Raw genomic sequence first — 22,006 nt, forward strand, 5'->3', positions numbered from 1 at the left:
AATTAGTTTCTTCCTATTCTAAACTATAACGGCTAATCTATACCTCCAGTTATACCTGCTAAATGAGACTATATAACTTGAATGAATAATTCTGCCTATCGATATCCTGCAAAATAGCCGAGAAACTATTGGCCGAAGTTGCTTCGGTCAATCAGTTCCTAAATCTTCCCTGTGTAAGAACCCATTATGGTTATTTGCTATTTCCCACGAAAATGCAAAAGGAATCCGCCTCGTTTCTGCTTTCAGCGGATTCCCCAATTTGGGTTCATTGTATATATTGAACTATATTGCTCACAAAGAGAGATTTTAATTTTAAGCATCTCTTGCTTGAAATGGGTCGATTAAGGATATAGTAGCAGTACAAGAGCTTTTCGTTCGGCATCACGTGCTTTTTCTTATAAGAACTTTTCCGATACTCGATTTGAGCCAGCCACTGCATGACATGTGAAACGCAATCAATCAGCAGAAGTGATACTCATTAGGAGGTCTCTAGGATGAACCCACAAATTTTAATCATCGGAGCCGGTCCCACTGGCCTGGCTCTTGCCTATAGCCTGGCGCGCCAAGGCGTGCCGTTTCGGATCATCGATAAAAACGCAGGAACCGGCACAGCGTCACGTGCGCTCGCTGTGCATGCGCGCATATTGGAGCAGTACGAGCAACTTGGCCTGGCCGAACGCAACATCAAGCGGGGGCATCCGATTTTGTCGCTTGACGTCAGTGACGGCAAACGCGTGAAAGCCACAGTGAAATTCCTTGATTTCGGCAAAGGACTGAGTCCGTTTCCGTTTATCTTGAGTTTGCCGCAAGACGAGCACGAAGAAATTCTCGTGGACGAATTAAGTAAAATCGGCGTCGAAGTGGAATGGAACACCGCGCTGCTTTCTTTTGAAGACACAGGAGAAGGCGTGACCGCCGTCCTGCAGCAAGAAGGTCAGCCCTTAGAAAAAGCGGAATTTGCCTATTTATGCGGATGCGATGGAGCCGGCAGCATGGTCCGAAAAGGGCTGGGGCTCGAATTTCCCGGCGGCACGTACAAACAATTATTCTTTGTCGCCGATATCGAAACCGAGAAACCAGTCGACGACATGCAAAAGATGGACATGTACATGGATGATGACGGCTTTATGCTCTACATGTCCGTCCGGAACGCCAAGACCAAACGAATTCTCGGCATTGTGCCCGATGAATTGAACGAACGCACAGATCTCCAATACAGTGACATCAGTGATTATGTTGAAAATAAAATCCGTGTGACCGCGGCCAAGGTCAATTGGTTTTCGACGTACCGCGTCCATAACCGCGTCAGCGAGCGATTTGCCAAAGGGCGCATCTTCATCTTGGGTGACGCCGGCCACCTGCACAGCCCTGCCGGTGGACAAGGCATGAACACCGGCATTGGGGACGCCATCAATCTGGCGTGGAAGCTCGCAGCGGTGATTCAAGGAAAAGGCGCTCCCAGACTACTGCGCACGTATGAAAAAGAACGAATCGTCTTTGCGCGCCGCTTAATCGCGACGACCGACAAAGCGTTCCAAACGATCGTCAGCCAAAAACTGCGCGGCACTCTGCTGCGCCAGTATTTCGTACCCTATGTCCTGCCGTCGGTATTCAACTTTTCCTTTTCCCAAAAAAATGCGTTTAAGATCTTGTCTCAAATCCATATCAATTACCGCAACAGCCCCTTGAGCAAGGGTAAAGCCGGCAAAATCTATGGCGGCATGCGCTTGCCGTGGATCGAAACCGCAAGCGGCGATAATTTCGATCCGCTGCGCTCCGTCGATTGGCAAATCCATATATACGGCAAAGCAAAGCCCGAGCTGATCGACTTTGCCCGCTCGCAGTCGCTTGCGCTCCATGAGTTTCCATGGGAAGCCCAGATGAAAGACGCAGGCTTCAAGCAAGATGCGCTGTACCTGATTCGCCCAGATGGGCATGTGGGGCTTGCGAGTGAAAAACAATGGCTGCGTGTGTTGAAAGCGTATTTGGAGGCTTATGGGATTGTGGCTTTTGGGGTGGAGTGAGGCGACTGCCCTTTTGCTTGAATGCGTCTTTCAAAAAACACGCAGTGTCTCTCATTCTTTTTTTAGCAGATGTTCAGCCTCATTCTCACACCATTTATACGGTTGAATTAAACATAATAACACACCCGCCATTAGAATCCAGCGGGTGTGTGAATGTATGGAATCTAGTTTATTATTAGAATCATTTTTTCACAGGGATATGATTTGTCGAAGGTTCCCGCTGCAAGATTGGAATGAGCCAGCAACCCATTAACACTTCACAATCGTCCGACCCAGATGCTCACCGTTCTTGATGGCCTCAATGGTGCTGGGCACTTCTTCAAGCGAGATCTCGTCCACCAGGGTCGTTCCAGCAATGTTCCAGTCATCCGCCATTTTCGCCCAAATCGCAGGACGTTTGTCGATCGGCACATTGACGGAATCGATGCCGAGCAGGTTGACCCCTCTCAGGATAAAGGGCAGGACGGTTGCCTTCAACTCAACACCGGCTGCCATTCCGCACATGCTCATGCTGCCACCGTAGGAAAGTTGCGGTATCAATACAGAGGTAACGTCCCCTCCGACCGTATCCAGTACATAATCAAATTTCTCTTTGTTTAATGGCTTTTTCAATTCGCCCAGTTCATCCGGGAAAATGACGCTATGTGCGCCGAGTGATTTCGCCACGTCCACTTGATGATCTTTGCGGACCAATGCCGTAATATTTTTATAGCCGATTTTCGCGAGCAGCTGCACCGCAATGCTGCCGACACCGCCAGTAGACCCTGTCACCAGGATTTCGGGATCGTTTTTTGGGTCCATGCCGTTATGTTCCAACGCCAGGATGGACAATGCAGCCGTGAAGCCGGCTGTTCCGAAGACCATCGCGTCCCTCAAGCTTAAATTCTCCGGCAACTCTACAACCCAATCAGCAGGCACACGGGCATATTCAGCAAATCCGCCTGTGTGGCTCATTCCCATCGCAAAACCGGTGACGATGACTTCCTGCCCCTCTTGAAAACGGGAATCTGCCGAACGGACAACCGTACCGCTCAAATCGATTCCAGGAATCATCGGATACTCCCGAATCACGCCCCCTTTTTTCTGTACCGCCAACATGTCTTTGTAGTTGATCGAAGAATACGCCACCTTGATTAAGACGTCACCATCGCTTAGTTGGTCTTCGCCTATTTGTTCTACGCCGTAACTAACTTCGTCTTCCTGCTCTTTAATGACAATCGCTTTGAAAGAATTCATTCGTCTACCCCTCCTTCCCTATCTCTTCCCGAATTGGCTTTGCGATGAAACTGTTTTCTGGAAAAGCCAGCCGAAGATTGTTTTTAAACAGGGGTGCGATTTTTCTTTCTGCGCGTACGTTTTTTATAAAGAATGACAATCAGCAAGGGAATCAGCACAACAAAACCAATTGCCAATACCGGAACCAGGAAAATCGCGATTGGCACTGCCGTCGCTGTTACATCTTCTACGACGGCGACAGCCGGACTGAGAAGCGCGGTTTCGCTTACACCCTTTACACCAGTCACCGCAACATGCGATGCTGCAGCAACTCCCCCGCCGCCAATAATCGCGATGCTCCATTCCAGCAACGGATTCATATCTCCGATAAAGGACGCTGTCAGCAAAATACCGGCAATTGCCGCAATCGGCGTTGCGATAACTTTCATAATCGAACCTACCGCTGGAATGTAATTCACCGCTATTTCAAACACGGTAGCCGCTCCGAAAGCAACCAAAGCGGGGGTGCTGCCGAGCCAGCTGAAACCTTCTGACACCGTAATCCAGTCTACTCGTTCAAAAACACCGGTTATAAATAAAGGCGTAAAAATCCGGAATCCTACGGTTGCACTTAAAGCCAAGCCGATACATATTGCAAGAATTATCTCCATACAAGATTCGCTCCTTTCCAAGAACTTTTCACCATTATATACCAGCAGGGATCTGGTACTCAAAAATCGCGTGATATAAACTCTCCAATAATTGGGTTATAATGTAAAAAACGCCAAGGAGTTGTTGATCATGAAATCCAAGCATTCCCCACTCGCGGCACATGTTTCATTTGCTCAGAATCGACTTTTCATCACTTTTACGTTGTTTATTCTGATCGGATTGCCTTCGATTTTTCTTCCTGAAGAAAACTACGGAACCTAGCTTTGAATCAATTTTATGCTTGCTGTATTTTTGACAATCATCAATTACTTCATTTGGATGAGGCAAAAGCACGACAGCAAAAGGTATTTCTCGTTCCATTCTTTGGTGATGCGGGCCGGTTTGGCCTTTTACGTGGTTACGCCTCTATTCAGAGTGATTTATCCATCGATCTCTTTCTGGATCCTGTTGGCTGGTGTTCTTGTTTATGCTCTTTTCATTTTTTCAAAATACGATGCAATCGGTGGCGCCATTATAAATCCCCGAAAGAAAGGATTTAAATTAGTGATCTTCGCTTTCTTTTCCATTCTTTTGCTGGCCGGAAGCAGCGTGTGGGCTTTTACGTTGGAATCGGATGCCCCACCGGTCAATGGGCTGGCTGTTTTCTTTTTCCTCATGCGCATTTTCTTTCTGACACTGGCTCCGGCAATGCTTTTGACACCGGAGCGCGCAGAAGAGCTCGCACAAGCTGCGGAATAAAAAACGATTTTGCGTCCAGCCTCGGCGGCCTAGGGGCGTGATTCACTTATTTCAATTTTCCTCTTTCACTAGTGAGCATTAAAAACACAAAAAAGCTGCGAATCCCTTCGCAGCTCCACATTCATGATTGCTAACTTATTTCATTTCAAAAACTCAACAATCCCCTTAATCAACCCATCTGCCAACGGCAAATCCGGGTTGCTGTAAGCAGACTCATTCTCACTTTCATCCGATACCGTTTTTAGCACATGATTCATATCATCAATAATCAGCAGTTTTGATTCCGAATGCGCCTCGTGCAAACTTTCCGCATCGGATACTGGCACCTGTGAATCGGCTGTGCCGCCAATAATAAGGACCGGAATCTCTAATGCCGCCACTTCTTTCTGCGGATCATAAGCCAGCCAGGAAATCATATAGGGCTGGACCGACGGACGGAACACGCTCTGCAATTCGGGGCTGACCGTTGCCACCTGCTCGCCTTTTTTCAATTGTCTTATGATTTGCCGGGCTTCATTCATAAGATTTTCCGGAAGCTGTGCAGCCAGCTGCTCCATCAGCACTTCATCAATAGGGCGTCCTGCTCCCGCAATGGAGATAAACGAAACGGCTGAAGCTTGATCTGCTGCTATCATGCCGATCAGCGAACCTTCGCTGTGCCCGATAATCCCAACTTCCGTAAATGCGTCATCCGACTTCAAATGCTCCACCCATGCAGCCGCATCAGCGATATAATCATCAAAACGCAGATCCGCTTCACTGCCGCCCAGTGCCTGATTCATCCCGACACCGCGCTTATCATAGCGGATACTGGTAATGCCATTCGCTGCCAACTCTTCGGCCACCATTTTCAAACTATTGTTTTTTCCGGGAAGCATCATTGAGTTGCCATCGCGGTCTGTCGGTCCTGAACCGGCTATAATCAGCATCGCCGGAAACGGCCCTTCCCCTTCAGGCCTCTCGACTTCAGCTTTCATCGTGCCTCCTGCAACTTCAATCTCAATAAAATCTCCGTCCTCAACCGTTTCTTCCGCTGTATCCGGCGTTAATTCGAAAGGAAAGGTCTGGCCCTGCTGGTTAAAATCACCGGAAATCTTCCCGTCTTCCAGTTTCCCGTCGAAAACAAGCTGTTGTCCCTGAATATTCAAATCAAAAACCAACTCTGGATCATTGAATTCCACTGTCGAAAAGGGAAAGTCCCTCAGCCCCTGCACCGGAATACTCAAGGTGCCGCCATCTTTTTCAAACTCCACAAAGATTGGCAGTGGTTGATTAGGTATTTGGATTGAACCTTTCCATGTGCCTGTAATTTTCTGCATCGAACTCGCCTCCTCAATAGGTACATCTTCAGTGTTTCCACTGCAGGACGCCAATAAAATCATCAACACCACTAAAGTTCCTATCCGTAAAGTCTTTTTCACTGCATCTCCTCCAGCTTTTTTTTCGATTTCCCGTTTCCCAACTGACTCACCCCTTATATGCATTTTTTATACAATATATCCTACACGATATCTCTATTGTAAGGGGGCTAATCACTGTGTACGGTGCAATTATGAATATTTCCCAACACCTGTAAACATACAAAAGCCATCTTCAAAATCGATGATTTCATTGAAGATGGCTTTTGGCGTATGCAACTGTAGTGAGTAAACGAAATCTTTTCGCACACAGGGGCGCGACACTATTGATTTAGCTGTTTTTAGTAATTTACGGATTCTGCGCAACGCTAATGGGGAGGCGATTTTCAAGGTGTAATCATTTTACTAATAGAAACTAAAAGGAACAGGGAAGTCCCTGTTCTCCTTTTTTTCATGCTAATTGAACTCCAAAGTTGGTGCATAATTGTTGAATATCAGACTGATAACCGTTTCCGACTGCAGTAAACTTCCAATCTTCGTTGTAACGATAGATTTCCCCAACTATCAGACAAGTCTCCGGACCACCACCATTGGCCAAATCAAACTGGAACATTTCTTCCCCGGTTTCTGCATTCGTCATCCGGATAAAGGCATTGTTCACCATGCTGAAATTCTGCTCTCGATTTAAAGCATCGTAGATAGTTACAATAAACACAATTTTTTCTACTTCGCTTGATACTTTATCCAGTTCCACGAAGACCGTTTCAGTATTGTTTCCTGCATTACGACTATCCTTCAATAAATTCGTGCTGCCATCTGGCGATTGAGGGTTGTTGTAGAATATAAAAAATTCTTCCTTCGGCACTTTTTGATTTTCATTCAAAAGGAATACATGAACGTCAAGATCGAACTCTGTTCCTTGCTGGCTGCTGACATCCCAGCCTAGTCCGACTTTGAGTTTCGTTAGCGGAGTGTCCTCCATAGTTAAGGAGACACGCTCACCTTTTCGTAATGATGGCCTCTTGGTTGGAGCAGGTGTCGTTTCAATTTCCACCAATTTGGTCGCTGGTTCTTCTGATTGAGGGGCTGACACTTCCGGTTGTTTCTCAGCAGGCTTATCTTCTTTCACTTCCGAATGGGCTGGTGTTTCAGATGCTACTTCTTCAGCCGGCACAGTAGTTGGGCTATCCAATTGTTCTACTCGCTCATCAGACATAATGATGGACTCGTCGATAATGCTCAAATCCAATCTGTTCGCTCCTACCTGCTTGGCAATTGCCGTCGCTTTTTCAATCACTTTCTTTGTAACAGCATGTGGGTAAAAGTCTTTGACAACCAATTTGATGAACTCAGGCGGAAGTTCTTCAAGAGTCTTCTTAAATGAGGTGAGCAGTTTATCCCGAAAGATAATTTCCTCAGTGGCTTCTCGAATGCTGTTTGCTGATATCTTCGTGTAACTGAGTAAATTCAAGAAGTAAAAATCATAATCCGTGAGATTTAAAACATCTAAGGAGTAAAAGGGTTCGATATCCATTAGATTTTCATAGTAGAAGTCCGTAAAAAAGTGATAATTTCGTCCGTCTGTAATGATTCCCAGTTGTACTTCCGGAGTGGAATTATAGTATTTCTGCAGTTGATGGTAATGCCTCTTAATATTGGTGTTTAAAGGCTTGGCCTCAATGATGATTTTGAAGTCACCCAAATCTAACGCATAATCCACTTTGTCGTTGTTCCCCCGTAGGTTGGCCGGCTTGAACTCATGCTTCAACACATTCGGATCTGTTATGTCGTATCCGAGTGAAGTAAGGAAGGGAAGAATAAGAAAGTGCTTCGTTGTCTGTTCATTAAAGGTCATGTCTTCATCGGTGAGAATCTTCTTTAAATTATCAATTGATTTTTGTGCAGAAATATCGAGCATATGCCTCTCTCCTTTAGTTTTACTTGTTCCTACTTACCATCTTAAATCATTGTAACATTTATCCTTCAGAGGTAATTAATGTCAAGATTTTTTATATAAAACAATCCCAAAGAAAAAAGAGAGGGATTAATAATTTCGCTTCCCAGGGAACGACAAAATTCACCAACAATTTATATGAAGGATTAAATAGTTTAAACCACACACAATATGTTGGTGTAGCCTGTGTTCCTATGTATAAAGTACAAGTTGTAGTGTATTGTCAAAATCGTTTAGAATTTTTTCTTTCTTTGGGACTCAATTTCCTTAAGACGAAGTCCTATTTTTTATCCTTTCAGTTTGCTATTGATTATTTTCTTTCCTAATTTTAAAACCTGCATATTTATGTGATTCCATACCTATAACAGGTGCGTACCTAACATCTGAAATTCCTTTTATAAGCTCTGGAATTTGATCTATTCTGATTACCTCAATAGAGTGTGAAACAATATTAACAAAAATTAAATAGTCTATTTTTTCTTTGAAGGTATTAATCCAGTCTAGCAGTTACCTGTCAGCACTTATTCTATATGTATCAAATATTTCTGCTGGCTCATTTTTTTTAGAAACTGCTGTTTGAATATTAATGTCTGTATACTCAATCAGAAAAATTCCCTGGCTAAATGTAGAAATATTTTTATCGTAACTTTCAATATGCTTTAGCCAGTTTTTCTTTATTGAGTTTATAATGTTGTAATGTGTATGTTCTTCAAATTTGCGACCGTAGGAATGGCTAAAAAGTATTTCCCCTTCTTTATTACTATCAAGTTCACTTAAAAAATTAGTTTCACTTTTTTTTTTGAAAACATTAGATTCCCTTATCTGTTTTGCACCTTTTCTGTCCTCTGACGAGGAAGTAACTGCAAAAAGTTCTATAAATCCATCATTAAAAACAAAATCGGGAAATTTATTAATATCAAAATTCGGCTTAGCTTCATTTATCCATTTTCTTAATTCGATATATTGTTTATGGGATAATCCAAAAAAATCTTCATCACTCATGTTATTCTTTACAAAATCTAGACAGCTTTGTTCAACATCATCTTGATAACTTTGGTTTTTACTCATCATAAAACTCCTCTCAATAAACATTCCCTCCTACATCTTCATACCATCCCAAAATGTTTAAATGCAGCTAAAATATCTGCTTGCTTATTCTCGGGGCATAGATATACCCGCTGATCGGGCGTGATTCTTCTAGCTGATATTCTCGGATTTAATCCATGCAGTTCTTTCATGTGCGCAATCCAACATGATTTCACTGCATACCCATTTTCACTTTTTACATAAGTTTGAATATCCTTGTATGTGGCCACCTTTTCTTCCCCCTTAGGTATGAATCAGTTATCTTAACTAAATATTCTTCTAAAAACACTTTTCTTGAAGTACTTGTCATATTCAATGTATTCTTTAAATAATTTTTGATTGAGCAGTAAAACAGAACTATCCTCATTAATACATTCTGGTGGAAGGTAATTCACCAGCGTTTCACGATCCCTACGGTTTTGAGTTGAAAAATTATCAATATGGACGAGAACTGTGTTCTCTTTTCGGAAATCAAATGAGTCGGAATGGCTTGTATATAATTCCCGCCATAGTCGTTGTCCTCTTTCTTGGTAATCATTAAACTTCTCTTGAGGAAACCAAACTGGGAGAAACATACCAGCTTCTTTGTAATACTCTTTAAAAATTTCTCTTGCTCCGCTTAAAAAATCCTCAGTTGAATAAAACTCTTCACCATTTTTGATTTTTTCACCTATACGATAAGTAAAATCTTTATAAAGAGCCGGACTCGTTTCATTCATTAAATTGCTGAGATAAGTACTGGATTCCATCAATTTTTGATTCTGAAAAGTGTTATTAATTTGCAGATAGTATAGACGTGACGAAGATTGAGCGTTCGCATCAAAGCCAGTAGCATTTGTTGTTCCTATCAATACAGGATGGGCACCTGTAAGATTATTCGTAATGTCTTTGATCAATCGCTCTCCCTTATCCGCAGCTGCGCTCCGAAAGAACTTCGCATCAATTTCATCCACCAATAATGGACTGACATTTGAAGAGTGAAAGAAATCATTCAGCATGTTCTTTCCGCTTATTTTTTCATAAGACATATATGGATTTGTATTTCCAAGTAGCATACTAATGAACTCTAAAGCAGAGGTTTTACCGGACATCGATCTGCCAGCAATTATTAAAAAGGGTGGTATATGTCTTCGGACATTTTCTCTTCCTTCTTCATTTACGTAATGGTCTCTCATTTTCCAAATATGGGCGGAAACAAAAGCGTACAATATAGCTTCAGCAATTCTCGATTGCACTTTCGGATCGTTTTGCACTGTAAATAAATGATAGGAATCGATAAATTTGTTGATAAGCTCAAGCTGCTTTTTAAGAGACTCAACGTCTTCTATCTTTTGAGTAAATGGACTAAGAAGCTTCTTTTCTTCTCCTTCAATATCGGGGAGTGGTGTGTAGAGAGTCTGGGAGGCGGTGTGATAGATGAGTTGTTGACGATGATCTGCATCTGCTGATTTTTTATTCATTTTTGATACCTTGCTTTTTATTGTGACAGCCTTTGTTCGCAGAGTTTTAATGGGTAAAAACTCTCGGCTTTCCGTCTTTTTATTTACTTTAGTCATTACTTCAATAACCTGTTTGAATTGAGTCAGTTCTTCTTTTTGACTTTCCATTTTGTCAGCTGCCTGGTGAATTTCATCTACTTGGGTTTCTGTTAATTCCACCAATATGCGTTTATTCTCTACTTCATCCAAAAGAATATCCATTAACACTTCTGGATCGGCTATATTAACAGGCTCCAACAAGATTTTCGATTTCACTTTTTCTGGTATAAAATCTACCGTTTCTTGATAAATATCCTCAAATCGATTTTGATAAATTTCAAATAGCTCATGATTATCAAATACCAGCAATTCTTCATATTGTTTCTGATTCCCTAAAGCTGTCTCAGTAAAATTAGCTGAACCTATCATTACTCGGTTGCCCTTTGCTCCAGTAAGCAAATAGATCTTTGAATGAATAGGTGTTCCTTTTTTTGAATATCGGATTTGAAACTGATTGTTTTGGATTTCTTGCTGGACATCTTTTGGCAAAGATTGAAAATAATCAATACGACTTTCAATGTCCATTAAACTTTCCAATCCTTTTGCAAAATTGCCAGCCACATGACCATCTTCAATACCCAGTACCAATTGGATGGATTTAAAGCGTTTGGCCGTCTTAAAGAAAAATTTATGGGAAGCTACAAAAGATACTGCCTTTAAGTCGCTATAGACCTCTGTGTCAAAGAGTTCCCCCAATGACATCGTTTTTACATTACCATTTAGAACTACCTGCAAATAAGGAGTTTTCTCCGGCTTTACCTCGTCTTCTCCAAACAGATTTAACTGGCCATGATCACTCATCTTTTTACCTCCCATTAATGAGAAATTGCTGAAAACTGTGTCAAAAGTTAAAGTGGCCCAATGCATATTCTCTTGCCAAATCAACTAACCTTTTGCCATGCACCGATAATCCGTTTTTATCAAAAACACTAACACTAAATTCTTTCTTTTCTTCATTTCGTCTAACTTCGCCCGTTGCTATAATGATAATCCTGTCATTTTCTTTTGCAAATCTCTCAATAAGATGAAACATTCCTTGATATTCAGGCATTGCCGCAAAGAACGCTTCTTCAAATTTAATATCAAGGAAACTGCCGTTCTTTACCACTCTGACAATTGTTCTTTCTTTCGAATGTTCTAAATCATAAAAGTAACCAATTATGGTTCTAGTATTCCATAAGTCTCCGTTTGTTAATGCATCTACATTCCTTTTTACCAATCTGCCGCCTTTCACTTCATTTAATACTTGTGTTGCTTCCTCAGGATTTGTTACTAAAACTATTGAAAGCTGTTCTGATTTATTGATGCCGCTATTACGCCGTATTCGCTTATTTCTCTTTCTGCGGTTTTCTTCTTTTCTTTTTTCTCTTTCTTCATCTGACAGTAACTCCAACTCAAATCCTTGCTTCAATGACCGCCGGATCTGGTCTTCTGAAGCAATAGCAAGCGTCGTCCCGCTTCGGCGTTTTCTTGTTCCATCCTTTACTTCTTCAGTGTAATGAATACAATTTTCGCTATGGGGACTATTTCTCCATTTCCTTAGATAACTTCTCTTTTTATCACCAGGCATGACGACATAACACAACTTTGCGAAACAATTAACTTCACTGCAGAATAAGTTGCTCTTATAGGTTTTATAGTATTTTTCTGGAGTGAGGGCAAATAAATCTATTTCTTCTTCTTTATTATTATTTCGAAAAATAGCAGTATATATAGTTGGCATAATGTCTACCTCCGCTTTTCTACTTATCCAAAAATAAAGATAGTTATAATTACCCTCTAATAGTAACATATTTCCAATCTAATTTTTATAAATTTCTGTCTTTTTATTTTTAACAGAAGAAATCAGTAAGTGTTTTTCCCAAGTTTCAATTTTTATTCTGTGAGCTTTATAGATCCAATTAATTTGTATAGAAAGCAAAAAAACACACCCGCTGTTGATGCAGCAGGTGTGTTAATATATGGAATCTTAATTATTATATCGTGTCAGAATCATTAAGGGTTTTATAACAGCCTTGTAATTTACGAACGTGCCGCTAATCCACTCACCCTAAAAACTCATCAACTTCCCCAATCCCATAAATCAACCAATAAACCAGCTCCGCTTCATCCTTATTTCCCTCCTGCAAACTGAAGTGCCTCGGAAAAGCACCGGGCTTCTTGCCTTCTTGCAGCAGTTTGAAAAGATGCGGATTGCGTTTCTTGATAAATTGTTTCATTTGGCTCCGTTCGTGCGGTTTCAGAACGCCGGTATGCAAATCGGAGAGATAGTGGAAATACATGCCGATTCCTGTATTGTCCTCCAAAGCAAAGCTATCCGTAAGATCACCCGCCTGTTCCCATTTTCCCGCATGGATATAAGCGCTCAAGAGCAGCCATTTCGCGCCCTGGTGGTCGAGCGGATTCTTATCCATAATCTCCGTCAGCTGTTCAATCGCCTTGACATATCTGCCCTGCTCCATCAGCCAGGCACCATATGAAAATAAAGCACGTAAGAACGGCCGGTTCGGCACATAGCCCCAGAGCACGTCGAAACTGTCATCGAAGGTTCTGTAGCCGGTATTCAAAGCAGTCAAATAATGAAGCTCCTTTTCAACATCGTGCTCCACAAATTCTGCCATCAGCAAATTTGCGTCGCCGTTTTTCGGATTCAGTTCCAGCGCTTCCTGTGCCAGCCGTTCGCGTTCTTTGCCATCCTTTTCAAACGCTTCGTAGCAAAGCTGCTGCGCCCGATCCAGATCGGTTGCCGGCTTATATTTCACATTCGGCTGCTGCAGGACTTTATTGAAATCAGCTACCGATTTGGCGTTCTCAGTACGCTTCATCATTTCCCACAGCCCCCGCTCCGTCAGCCGCGGATCGGTCCCCATCTCAGTGACAACTTCTGGCATGATATACGGCTGCCGATATTGATTTTGATCTCGAGGTTGGGCATTTTCATCCTTGTCCAACCGTTCGATCACAAACCCGCCGACCATGTCTCTGTATTTTGACAGGGTGCCAACGGTTGTTCCGAGCTCTCCAGCGATGATCTGCTGCGTCAGAAAAACTTCTTCAAACAGCCCAAAGTCGTTTGCTGCCTGCAGGATTCCCGCTGTCACGCCTTCCGGTTTCCGCGCCTTCACAGGCACTTCCTTCAGAAACGCAAATGCAATCCCTTCGATCACTTCATTATTTAAACCATAGTTATCAATAAAGCTGCTGACCAGTCCCATGACTTCATCCTGAAACGGAGTCAGGTCCAACTCTGGAATTGATTCCACAAATGGCCGGTATAAATCCAGCGGATCGTTCACTCCTTCTTTCAGCCGGGCAGCCAGTTCTTCAATGACTGTCTGCTGAAAAGCCGGAATCGTGATCAACCCTTCTGCCGGTTGCACAGTCGGCTTGCCGTCACGCAGACTCCTTAAAAAGACACCGAAAAGCCACTCGCCTTTTTTCGCCCCACCTGCATTAACCATCTGATGAATTTCTCCCGTCACTTTGTCACGGAGCTGAAGAATCCTGTTATCGACTTGTTGAACCTCGACAAGCATGTAGAACGGCTCTTCCCACAGATCCAGCACGTCCAGCACCCGCTGCCGTTTCTGCGCTTTCTTCTGGCGGCCGATATAGCCTTTCCATATATCCACACGGTCATGGAATACATACGATTCGAAAGCCATTGCTTCAATCATATCTTTGCCAAAAACGTTCGATAAAACCGACTGCCAATTGCTGAAAAGCTGAGTCAATTGATGAAACTCCTTCGGCTCCAGCCCGTGTTCCGCAAATCCCGTCATAATGGTTTCCAGTTCCGTATCCATCAGCTGCTGCAGATCCACTGCTTCTTCACGACCGCAGCATTTCTTATATTTCTCCCCGCTCCCGCACGGACACGGATCATTTCTTCCAACCATGCCTTCCCCTCGTTCCTTCACCTTTTCTTCCATCGTAGCGGGGTTTGGTGGGGGTGGCAAGGAGAGATATTGCTATTTCACTGAGATTTAGTTGTTTCTTTTCCAGCATTCCCCATATTCTCCCTGTGTCGCAAACATTTATGACTATTTAAACTAAAACATGAAAATACATGAAGAATCTACCCCATTGCTGGGTTATATGGATTCTTCATGCAGGTTTAGTGAATAAATGAAATTGTGTGGAACACAGGGACGTGATTTACTGACTCACCCATTGCATACATCGTTTTATACAATAAATTTTATATGATATCTCTATTGTATGGGGGTTAACTACTGTGTACGGTGCAATTATGAATATTTCCCAACGCCTGTAAACATACAATAGCCATCTTCAAAATCGGCTGATTTCATTGAAGATGGCTTTTGGCGTATGCAATTGTACTGAATAAACGAAATCTTTCCGTACACAGGGGCACGATTTTTTTAAATTTTTTCTAAATATAATTCTTTCCACATATACATTCCGATTCTGTTATAGAATGATATTTTTGCCACCCGCAAACACCTAGAATAAATTTCAAAGATTGTTTCTCACAATTAGTACAATATTTTTTTCCGTATTTTCTAATATCATTAATATACCAACTACCTAATGTCACAGCACTATTTTGACCACACACCCAAATTATATCATTGTAAAAATATGGTTTTGTTAAGATTCTTTCAATCCTAAGAAACGCGTCGAAGTTATTTTGTGACCCATGATGAGGTACTGTAATAATACTATTATTTGTTAAATAGAATTTGTTCAATTCTTTTTTCTCTAAATTGCTATCAGAAGTAAAAAAAATTTTACCTATTAGGCACTTGTTTTGATGATTGGAACAAAACACTAAACTTTCTATATTAACCTTCGATAAGACTGCTTTCAGTAGAAATAGTAGTGGTTCACGCTTTTTTCTAATTCGAAAAATTTCTTTGGAATTTAGCGGTATTAATGGTTCTTCTTTATCATCGAAAAAAATTTTCTTATCTACTTCTTGATAGTTAAACCATCTAATTTTAATACCATTTTTTTCGCTAAATTTGCAATTTTAAATATATTATTTAATGTATGATATACCTTGGTAATTACTTCACTTATCTCTTGATCATCCTCTTTTCCTTGAATTTCTTTTTCTAATTCCTTAAAAAATTCCTCGTTATTATCTATTAAAGAACTCGACACCTCACTTAACTCTTCTGTATCAACCCTATAATATTCTACATCTTCAAAATTGATTTTTTCATCAAAATTTACTTCATATTCTTTATGTTTTTTTATAAACTTATATATTTTAGGACTTTTTAAATCTTCTTTTAATTTATCAATATCTTCCTTATACTCCGTAACTACATCTTTAAAATGCATCCAGTTTAAAGGTAGCCATATTTCTTTTATTTTTATTTTTTGTGGGTTGTTTAATAAATCGATAATCCCATATGTATGATCTGCATCATCATGTGTACAAGCAACTACATCAAGTGTTTTTACTCCTGTGTTACTAATCAATAAATTCGTGAAACCACGAATTACTCTCCCTCCGTCAACTAATACGCATTTTTTTTCATTTTTTATAAGTGTTTCAAAATAAAATGCATCTCCTATACTTTTATTATTTACTTTATTCAAAGCAATAAATCGCATTTTAATTTCTCCTTAAAAATAGTATCAATATCTTAACTTCCTAGTGGTCAAACCACTATTTTTAGAATTCCAATGTAACCTTGCTGCTCATTATTTTTCTTCTAGATTTCTTTCAAGCGTTTGATTTCATCGCAATGCTTGAATCATCCATTCTCAACATTAGATTCGAGTCCCTTCTTACCAAAGTTCTAATGTTGTCTCAGCCAGTTCGATAGCGAGTTAATATGAATATTCATTTCTTCCGTAACATCTTGGTTAAATCATTTCTCTTCCAGGACTCTCAGGACCACATAGTGTTTTTATTAAACATATTTCAAATCTCTATATTTTTCTTGTAAGTACTCATGTAAATCCCCTCTTTTAGAAACCTATTGATGGCACAATTGTGGCACCTATGGTGTTCATTCTATGAGGAAAACAAACAGAGAACGTCAGAATTTCAGAAAAATTTACAGGAATGCATAAAATATTAAAAACTATTAGCGAAATATTGACACAACTATTGTTGAAATGTAGTACTTATAAATCATTGTGCATTGTTAAAATAGATAATAATTGATTCTTTTCAAAATTTCATTATAGCTATTAAAAAATTTGTTTTAATATTTTCACGACATCTTCATGATTTTCATACCAAATAACGTCAACCCCCAATTTCAAAAGATTTTGTCTCAAAATCTGATGATGCCGTTCTAAAAATCTGTTTCCAACCTGCGTTTTCAAGTCTTTAAGATATTTTGATTTTTTAATTGAGTGTGAATGGAGAAGAACATAAGTTTTTACTTCAGCTTCTTTCTCCGTTTCTAACAATAGTCTTCTTAAATTCGGATCATTTAATGATAATCCAACCATCACTACTATATTTCTTCTTAAAGCTTTAGATTGTACACGGTTTCTTTCTGATTTATTTTTTAATTGTTGTAAATCAAAGTATGATTTCTCAGTGAAAACAATTTCTTGATCTTTAATTTCATATTCTTTGTATTTACTATCATCTTCTGGTAAGAAACCGTGAACATGATAGATGGGAAATCTATTAGACTGAGCTACGTCACCTCTAAAGACTGTTTCAATTTCAAAGTCTGGATTCGCTTTTTTTATTTCTCTTTGCAACAAATCGTCATAATTATAAGTAATAACTTTAGTAATACCTCTATTTTTTTTTGAACTAACAATTTTTTCTGCAATTTCTTTCAGTTGCGAATCAGAGTTAGATGGTTCTTCATATTTTTCATATAACACTCCTCGTAATCTTTGATTAAATTCTTTTCTATAGTTAGGCTCTCCTAGTTCAGCTTCTGGATTCGAAATACCAGATTCAAGATAATTTGCCGCTAAAAGTGTATTCGAACCTAATAAATAGTTTAATTCCTTTTTTAACATTATTTTCTCTAAATAATTAAGCTCTTCGGCTTCTTTATCATTTGAAAATTCTAAATTGTTCACAACATCTTCGCTTAATCCATTAATTAACTCATGCCATAAGGGCAGTTCGTATTCTTTTGAAACTCCTGAACCTAAAAAAAGAACACATCCATTAGTAGCTATTAAATTTTTCAAAACTCCAATATTATCGCTGATAGACTGTTTTTCTGTCGTTTCTTCAATTAGAGTTTTTTCTATTTCAGCAAAATTGAGATCATTATAATTGGATTTATAATTATGAGAAAGTCTCATATTATTTTCAACTTGTTTTAAATCCCAGATATTTAATTCTATCTGTCCATCAGTAACCTCTTGCCATATTTCTCTATAATCCGGTTCATTTATCGATATACTATCGACATTCAATATTAATAAAAAAGTTTTAATTTCATTTTTTGGAAGACTATTAATATTTTGAGCAATTTTACTAAATTCTTTTTTATTAAGTTTTTTTCTTATTTCAATTAAAACAGGACCTTTCAAATTCTTCCAATCTTTCGGCAATATAGCATCAAACTTTAAAGAGTTATTATCATTTGTTTCAATAACAAAATCTGTAAATATTGTTTCTTTTTTTAACTTAAATTCTTCTAAAAAATAGTAGAGTATATATTTTTCAAACATATATTGCTCTTCACTAATTGAAATACTCTTACTTTTTATATTCTTAAAAGGTTTTTTCTCCACAATAATCTCCCGTCTATCATTTTATCGAAAAACTTATATAGCATACTTCCTTGGGATTGACATAATTCCTAAACACTTTATACGGATGATTAAAAAGAAAAAATCATAACCGAAATGTGGATAAAATTGTTGTGGTTATAGATTAAGTATAAAGCGTAGTGTATTTTCAAAATCGTTTAGAATTGTTTTTTCCTAGGGACGCGAATTTCTTAGAACAAAAAACATTTAAGTTTAAATGATACTAACCTGCCATCCAGCTTTTTCAGCCATATCAATTTCTTTTTCAAGATCTATAAAATTCTCTTTGTTTATAGCAACTGCAGCAATATGAGTGGGTCTACTCAGTGCAACATAAGCTAACTTCAATGCTTTTAAAGTCGCATTTCTTTTTATAACATCAAGTTCATTTAAATTAGTGTAATTACCCATTAGATAGTTAAAAATAATATAATTAGAAGAAAAAACACCCTTGTCTTCGCCAAAAGGATTTTCAATTAAATCTGTATCTAGTATTAAAGTAGCCTTATGCGTTTCTCCTTTCACCGAATGTACAGTTCCATAATATACAGTCTTTTCATCTCCTTTTTTATTTGAATCTATACCGCTTTGAAGGAATACACTTTTTAATTCTACTTTCAGTTTTCGCATAACCAATTTATAATCAGAACCTTCATCTGCAATTATATTAAAACTACTATTAAGAGCTTTATAAACTTCTATGAGTTTTAACTCTTCTAATTCTGTTAATAATCCTTGATTATTCCAAATTTCAATGACTACTAAAGCTAGATTTTTCTTTTCATTCAATAGCTCGGATGCAATCTTCTTCTTAAGATAATTTTTTGAATAAGAAAAGATCTCTTCTGGTATTTTTAACTCCTCAACAATATATAGCGAATTCAAAAAACCTTCTATAATTTTCCCATAACATAGTCTAGCAATTCCTGTTGTTAAAGTCTTCTCTTGCTTAGCTTTAATATACTTTGGAATATATTTTTTTATTGCTTGATGTTCAGCTCCGACGATAGCTATTTTATTTTCACTATTCCTAAAAGACTCTTTTGTTAAAGCAAACTCTTCAATAATATTAATGAAATGATCTTCAATTGTTAAAGGATCATCAAAAACGATCAGCTGAGGAGAAGCTGATTCAATTAATGGGTTTGACTTTAAACTTTCATATTTTCTTATACAAGTAGTTCTCAAAATCTTAGCAATAGGTTCTCCAAATCTTGAACTTTTAGATATCTCTTTTAACTCTATTTCGCTTTCCTTTGAAGGTTCCCAGGCATCCCCATTATCATCATGTATGTTATATAGGGCTTGATAAGGATCACCAAATTTCTGAAAAACTATGGAAGACGATTTCACTAAAGTATTTAAAAGGTTGTACTGATAATGATTTGTATCTTGGGCTTCATCAAGTAAAAGATAAGAGAACCTTTCAGAAAATGCTTTTAGAATATTATCTTTATGCTTAGTTAAATACCATTGAGTAAAAGACAGAGAATCATTATGTCTAAGGAGTCCTTTATTTAGCAACTTCAGAAGGGTTCTTAGGACGCTTTCTTTATATGATAACTTGATATCTCCATTTAAAATGATTTTATCTCCAGGAGTGATATATAAATACGATTCTTTCATTTTGGAAGTAGGTGGAGGAAATGAATACCATTCAGGCTTATTGTACTCGAACTCTTCACAAAACTTCTCTATATATATTTCGTCATCAATAAAATGATATTGCTTATCAGGAAACAGTTCTTTATATGCTTTCTTTGCAAAAAAATGATTAAAAAACTCATGGATGGTGCCGATAAAGTTAGGATAACTTAAATTCTCTATGCCTAAATCTTTCAACCTCTTTGTAATTTCATCTACCGCTACATTAGTATGTGTGATTATACAAATTCCTTTAGTCCTTTTTTGTTCTCTCTTTAATAAATACGCTGCTTTTGCAATTAGGACCGTAGTTTTACCGCTACCCGGCCCAGCAACGATATTAGCATTATTACTATATAAAATTACATCTCTTTGTTCATCAGAAAACTCGCAGTTTTTAGGAAGGAGAGATTCTTCAATACTTTTATAAAATGGATCATCTATCATTCTTTTCACTCCGTATCTCTGAGAGGTTCTGTAACATGGTATATAGCAGAGGTTAAATATTCCAAGTATTCATCGTTAATCAACTTCGAATGTATATCACCTTTATGATTTAATATCTTCTCTGCCAAAATTTGAGCAGTTATAGCTTTAGAGACTAAATTTTCATCTAAAGGTTGAAATATTTTATAAGCGAAATCATCATCTATCATTTCTTCAGCCAGTAAAGATTCTAATTTTTTTTTTATTTTTATCAGAATAAGGCTCTTTGAATCTACTTTCATGTATACTTTCGGCTAACAATTTTTTTACATTACTTAAAGCAATAGAATATTCTAACGTCCATTTAGGAGCAACAAACACTCTTAAATTAGAATTGTCACTTTCGTATTCACCTCTGATTTTGAGAATTTTTTCATTTTCTTTTTTAGAAATATAATCTTCAGTCATTTCTAGTTGGACATATTCAGAAATAACTTTCTCCTGCTCCTCATTTATTAACGAAATATCTTTGAATTTTTTTATTATTTTCTTTTCTGTTGTATATATAATTCCCACTATTTCTTCATGTTCTTCTTGCTTTTCAATGTTACATCTCTCTAAAATTTCATCTAAGTCTTCGATATTTAAAATGCTGTAAACGATAACTTCATTCTCTTTATAATAAGAAATCGGTTTAATATCCATATCTGTAATTAGTGATACTGGTAAGGAAAGAAAAGGTAATTCTAATTCCTTCGTCCAAAAGTCTGATCTCGAAAAAATCTTTGCATATCTTTTAAATGCTGTACTACCAATATTAACAATAGACACTCCATATTTATGCAACGGCCGATTTATAGACTCTGCAATAGCTGGTATCAATAAATTTTCAGCATCTCCTTCTACTAGAATTACCCCTCTAGCAAAAAAAAGATTACTCTTAGTTACATCTAAAAACCTTTGCAAAAAATCATAGTCTTCTAATTCGAGCTTTGTAAATTTACTATTCATAGGATAAGCAACTTTGTTATGTATTAATATTAAATTCTCCAGTTCTATCGAAGCTGCTAATACTGTACTGTGCGTAGTAAGTATAAATTGACCATGACTCTCTCCTTTTTCCATTAGATTCTTCTGTAAAAACTTTATTAATCTTAATTGGGCCTGCGGATGTAAATGAGCCTCAATCTCTTCAACTAATGTGATAACAGGGCCAATTAAGTTTTCATTATCTAGTAACAATAATTCTGCTGCAATAAATAAAAGATTTAAACTTCCCAACCCTGAAGCCTTGTCGTCTAGTTCTAAACTAAGCTTTCTTAAAATACTGTTGAGTCTAGCTGGAGAAACTTCAAACTTAGGGGTATTTCCTTTCTCATTTTCACTTGCTTTGTTGAAAAACTCTTCTAGAAAAGTTGTGATTTCCTTTACTATAGTTTTCTCTGTTTTATCTTCTTTATAGGGGGTGTCAAAAAAGGCTTTGATATTTTCGTTTGCTTCTGTCATTACCTCTTCCAATTTATGAATATTTCCCTCTGAGACATTAAAAGCTTCATGCCCCTGTAAAATTTGTGCTAGCCTTGATTTTATTCCAGGCTGCATCTCCGCTTTAGCATCTCTTAGTGGTTTTAA

15 protein-coding genes are annotated in these 22,006 nt (G+C 38.3%); 2 read left to right on the forward strand and 13 right to left on the reverse strand.

Annotation, left to right across the window (positions count from 1 at the left end; translation table 11 throughout):
- The first annotated feature begins 494 nt into the window (after positions 1-494).
- Positions 495-2,024, forward strand: coding sequence for an FAD-dependent monooxygenase (locus EGV91_RS12835; RefSeq protein ID WP_135504345.1), 1,530 nt, complete (start codon positions 495-497; stop codon positions 2,022-2,024).
- A gap of 249 nt (positions 2,025-2,273) precedes the next feature.
- On the opposite strand, the gene EGV91_RS12840 is transcribed toward EGV91_RS12835, so the two are convergent.
- Complete coding sequence (locus EGV91_RS12840; RefSeq protein WP_135504346.1) at positions 2,274-3,260, reverse strand: YhdH/YhfP family quinone oxidoreductase; 987 nt, start codon at positions 3,258-3,260, stop codon at positions 2,274-2,276.
- Between the two features lie 83 nt (positions 3,261-3,343).
- Positions 3,344-3,910, reverse strand: a complete 567-nt coding sequence (locus EGV91_RS12845; RefSeq protein ID WP_135504348.1) for a DUF4126 domain-containing protein — start codon at positions 3,908-3,910, stop codon at positions 3,344-3,346.
- 277 nt (positions 3,911-4,187) lie between these two features.
- On the opposite strand from EGV91_RS12845, the gene EGV91_RS12850 reads away from it, so the two are divergent.
- Positions 4,188-4,649, forward strand: a complete 462-nt coding sequence (locus EGV91_RS12850) for a hypothetical protein (RefSeq protein WP_241666184.1) — start codon at positions 4,188-4,190, stop codon at positions 4,647-4,649.
- A 140-nt stretch (positions 4,650-4,789) separates the two neighbouring features.
- Here EGV91_RS12850 and EGV91_RS12855 read toward each other — a convergent pair whose 3' ends face one another.
- The 11 genes from EGV91_RS12855 to EGV91_RS12910 all read right to left on the reverse strand — a co-directional run bounded on the left by EGV91_RS12855 (position 4,790) and on the right by EGV91_RS12910 (position 21,976).
- Positions 4,790-5,968: an alpha/beta hydrolase gene (locus EGV91_RS12855; RefSeq protein WP_135504349.1), complete on the reverse strand. Its 1,179-nt coding sequence runs from the start codon at positions 5,966-5,968 to the stop codon at positions 4,790-4,792.
- A gap of 490 nt (positions 5,969-6,458) precedes the next feature.
- Complete coding sequence (locus EGV91_RS17290; protein WP_206662873.1) at positions 6,459-7,925, reverse strand: TerD family protein; 1,467 nt, start codon at positions 7,923-7,925, stop codon at positions 6,459-6,461.
- Between the two features lie 543 nt (positions 7,926-8,468).
- On the reverse strand, positions 8,469-9,032 hold the full coding sequence (locus EGV91_RS12865; RefSeq protein WP_135504351.1) for a hypothetical protein: 564 nt from the start codon (positions 9,030-9,032) through the stop codon (positions 8,469-8,471).
- Positions 9,033-9,067: 35 nt separating this feature from the next.
- On the reverse strand, positions 9,068-9,277 hold the full coding sequence (locus tag EGV91_RS12870; RefSeq protein ID WP_135504352.1) for a hypothetical protein: 210 nt from the start codon (positions 9,275-9,277) through the stop codon (positions 9,068-9,070).
- Between the two features lie 33 nt (positions 9,278-9,310).
- Complete coding sequence (locus EGV91_RS12875; protein WP_135504354.1) at positions 9,311-11,386, reverse strand: phospholipase D family protein; 2,076 nt, start codon at positions 11,384-11,386, stop codon at positions 9,311-9,313.
- Between the two features lie 40 nt (positions 11,387-11,426).
- Positions 11,427-12,308, reverse strand: a complete 882-nt coding sequence (locus tag EGV91_RS12880; RefSeq protein ID WP_135504355.1) for a hypothetical protein — start codon at positions 12,306-12,308, stop codon at positions 11,427-11,429.
- A 322-nt stretch (positions 12,309-12,630) separates the two neighbouring features.
- Entirely contained in the window at positions 12,631-14,484 is a 1,854-nt protein-coding gene (locus EGV91_RS12885; protein WP_158290613.1) for an SEC-C metal-binding domain-containing protein, read from the reverse strand.
- 1,036 nt (positions 14,485-15,520) lie between these two features.
- Entirely contained in the window at positions 15,521-16,174 is a 654-nt protein-coding gene (locus tag EGV91_RS12890) for a SepCysE family protein (RefSeq protein WP_135504359.1), read from the reverse strand.
- Between the two features lie 585 nt (positions 16,175-16,759).
- Positions 16,760-18,286: an SIR2 family protein gene (locus EGV91_RS12895; protein ID WP_135504360.1), complete on the reverse strand. Its 1,527-nt coding sequence runs from the start codon at positions 18,284-18,286 to the stop codon at positions 16,760-16,762.
- A gap of 231 nt (positions 18,287-18,517) precedes the next feature.
- Positions 18,518-20,395 (reverse strand): UvrD-helicase domain-containing protein, encoded by a 1,878-nt coding sequence (locus EGV91_RS12900; RefSeq protein WP_135504362.1) that lies wholly within the window; start codon positions 20,393-20,395, stop codon positions 18,518-18,520.
- Between the two features lie 213 nt (positions 20,396-20,608).
- Positions 20,609-21,976: an ATP-dependent nuclease gene (locus EGV91_RS12910; protein WP_135504366.1), complete on the reverse strand. Its 1,368-nt coding sequence runs from the start codon at positions 21,974-21,976 to the stop codon at positions 20,609-20,611.
- Between the last annotated feature and the right edge of the window lie 30 nt (positions 21,977-22,006).

Source organism: Planococcus koreensis (assembly GCF_004761975.1).
Lineage (GTDB): Bacteria > Bacillota > Bacilli > Bacillales_A > Planococcaceae > Planococcus > Planococcus koreensis.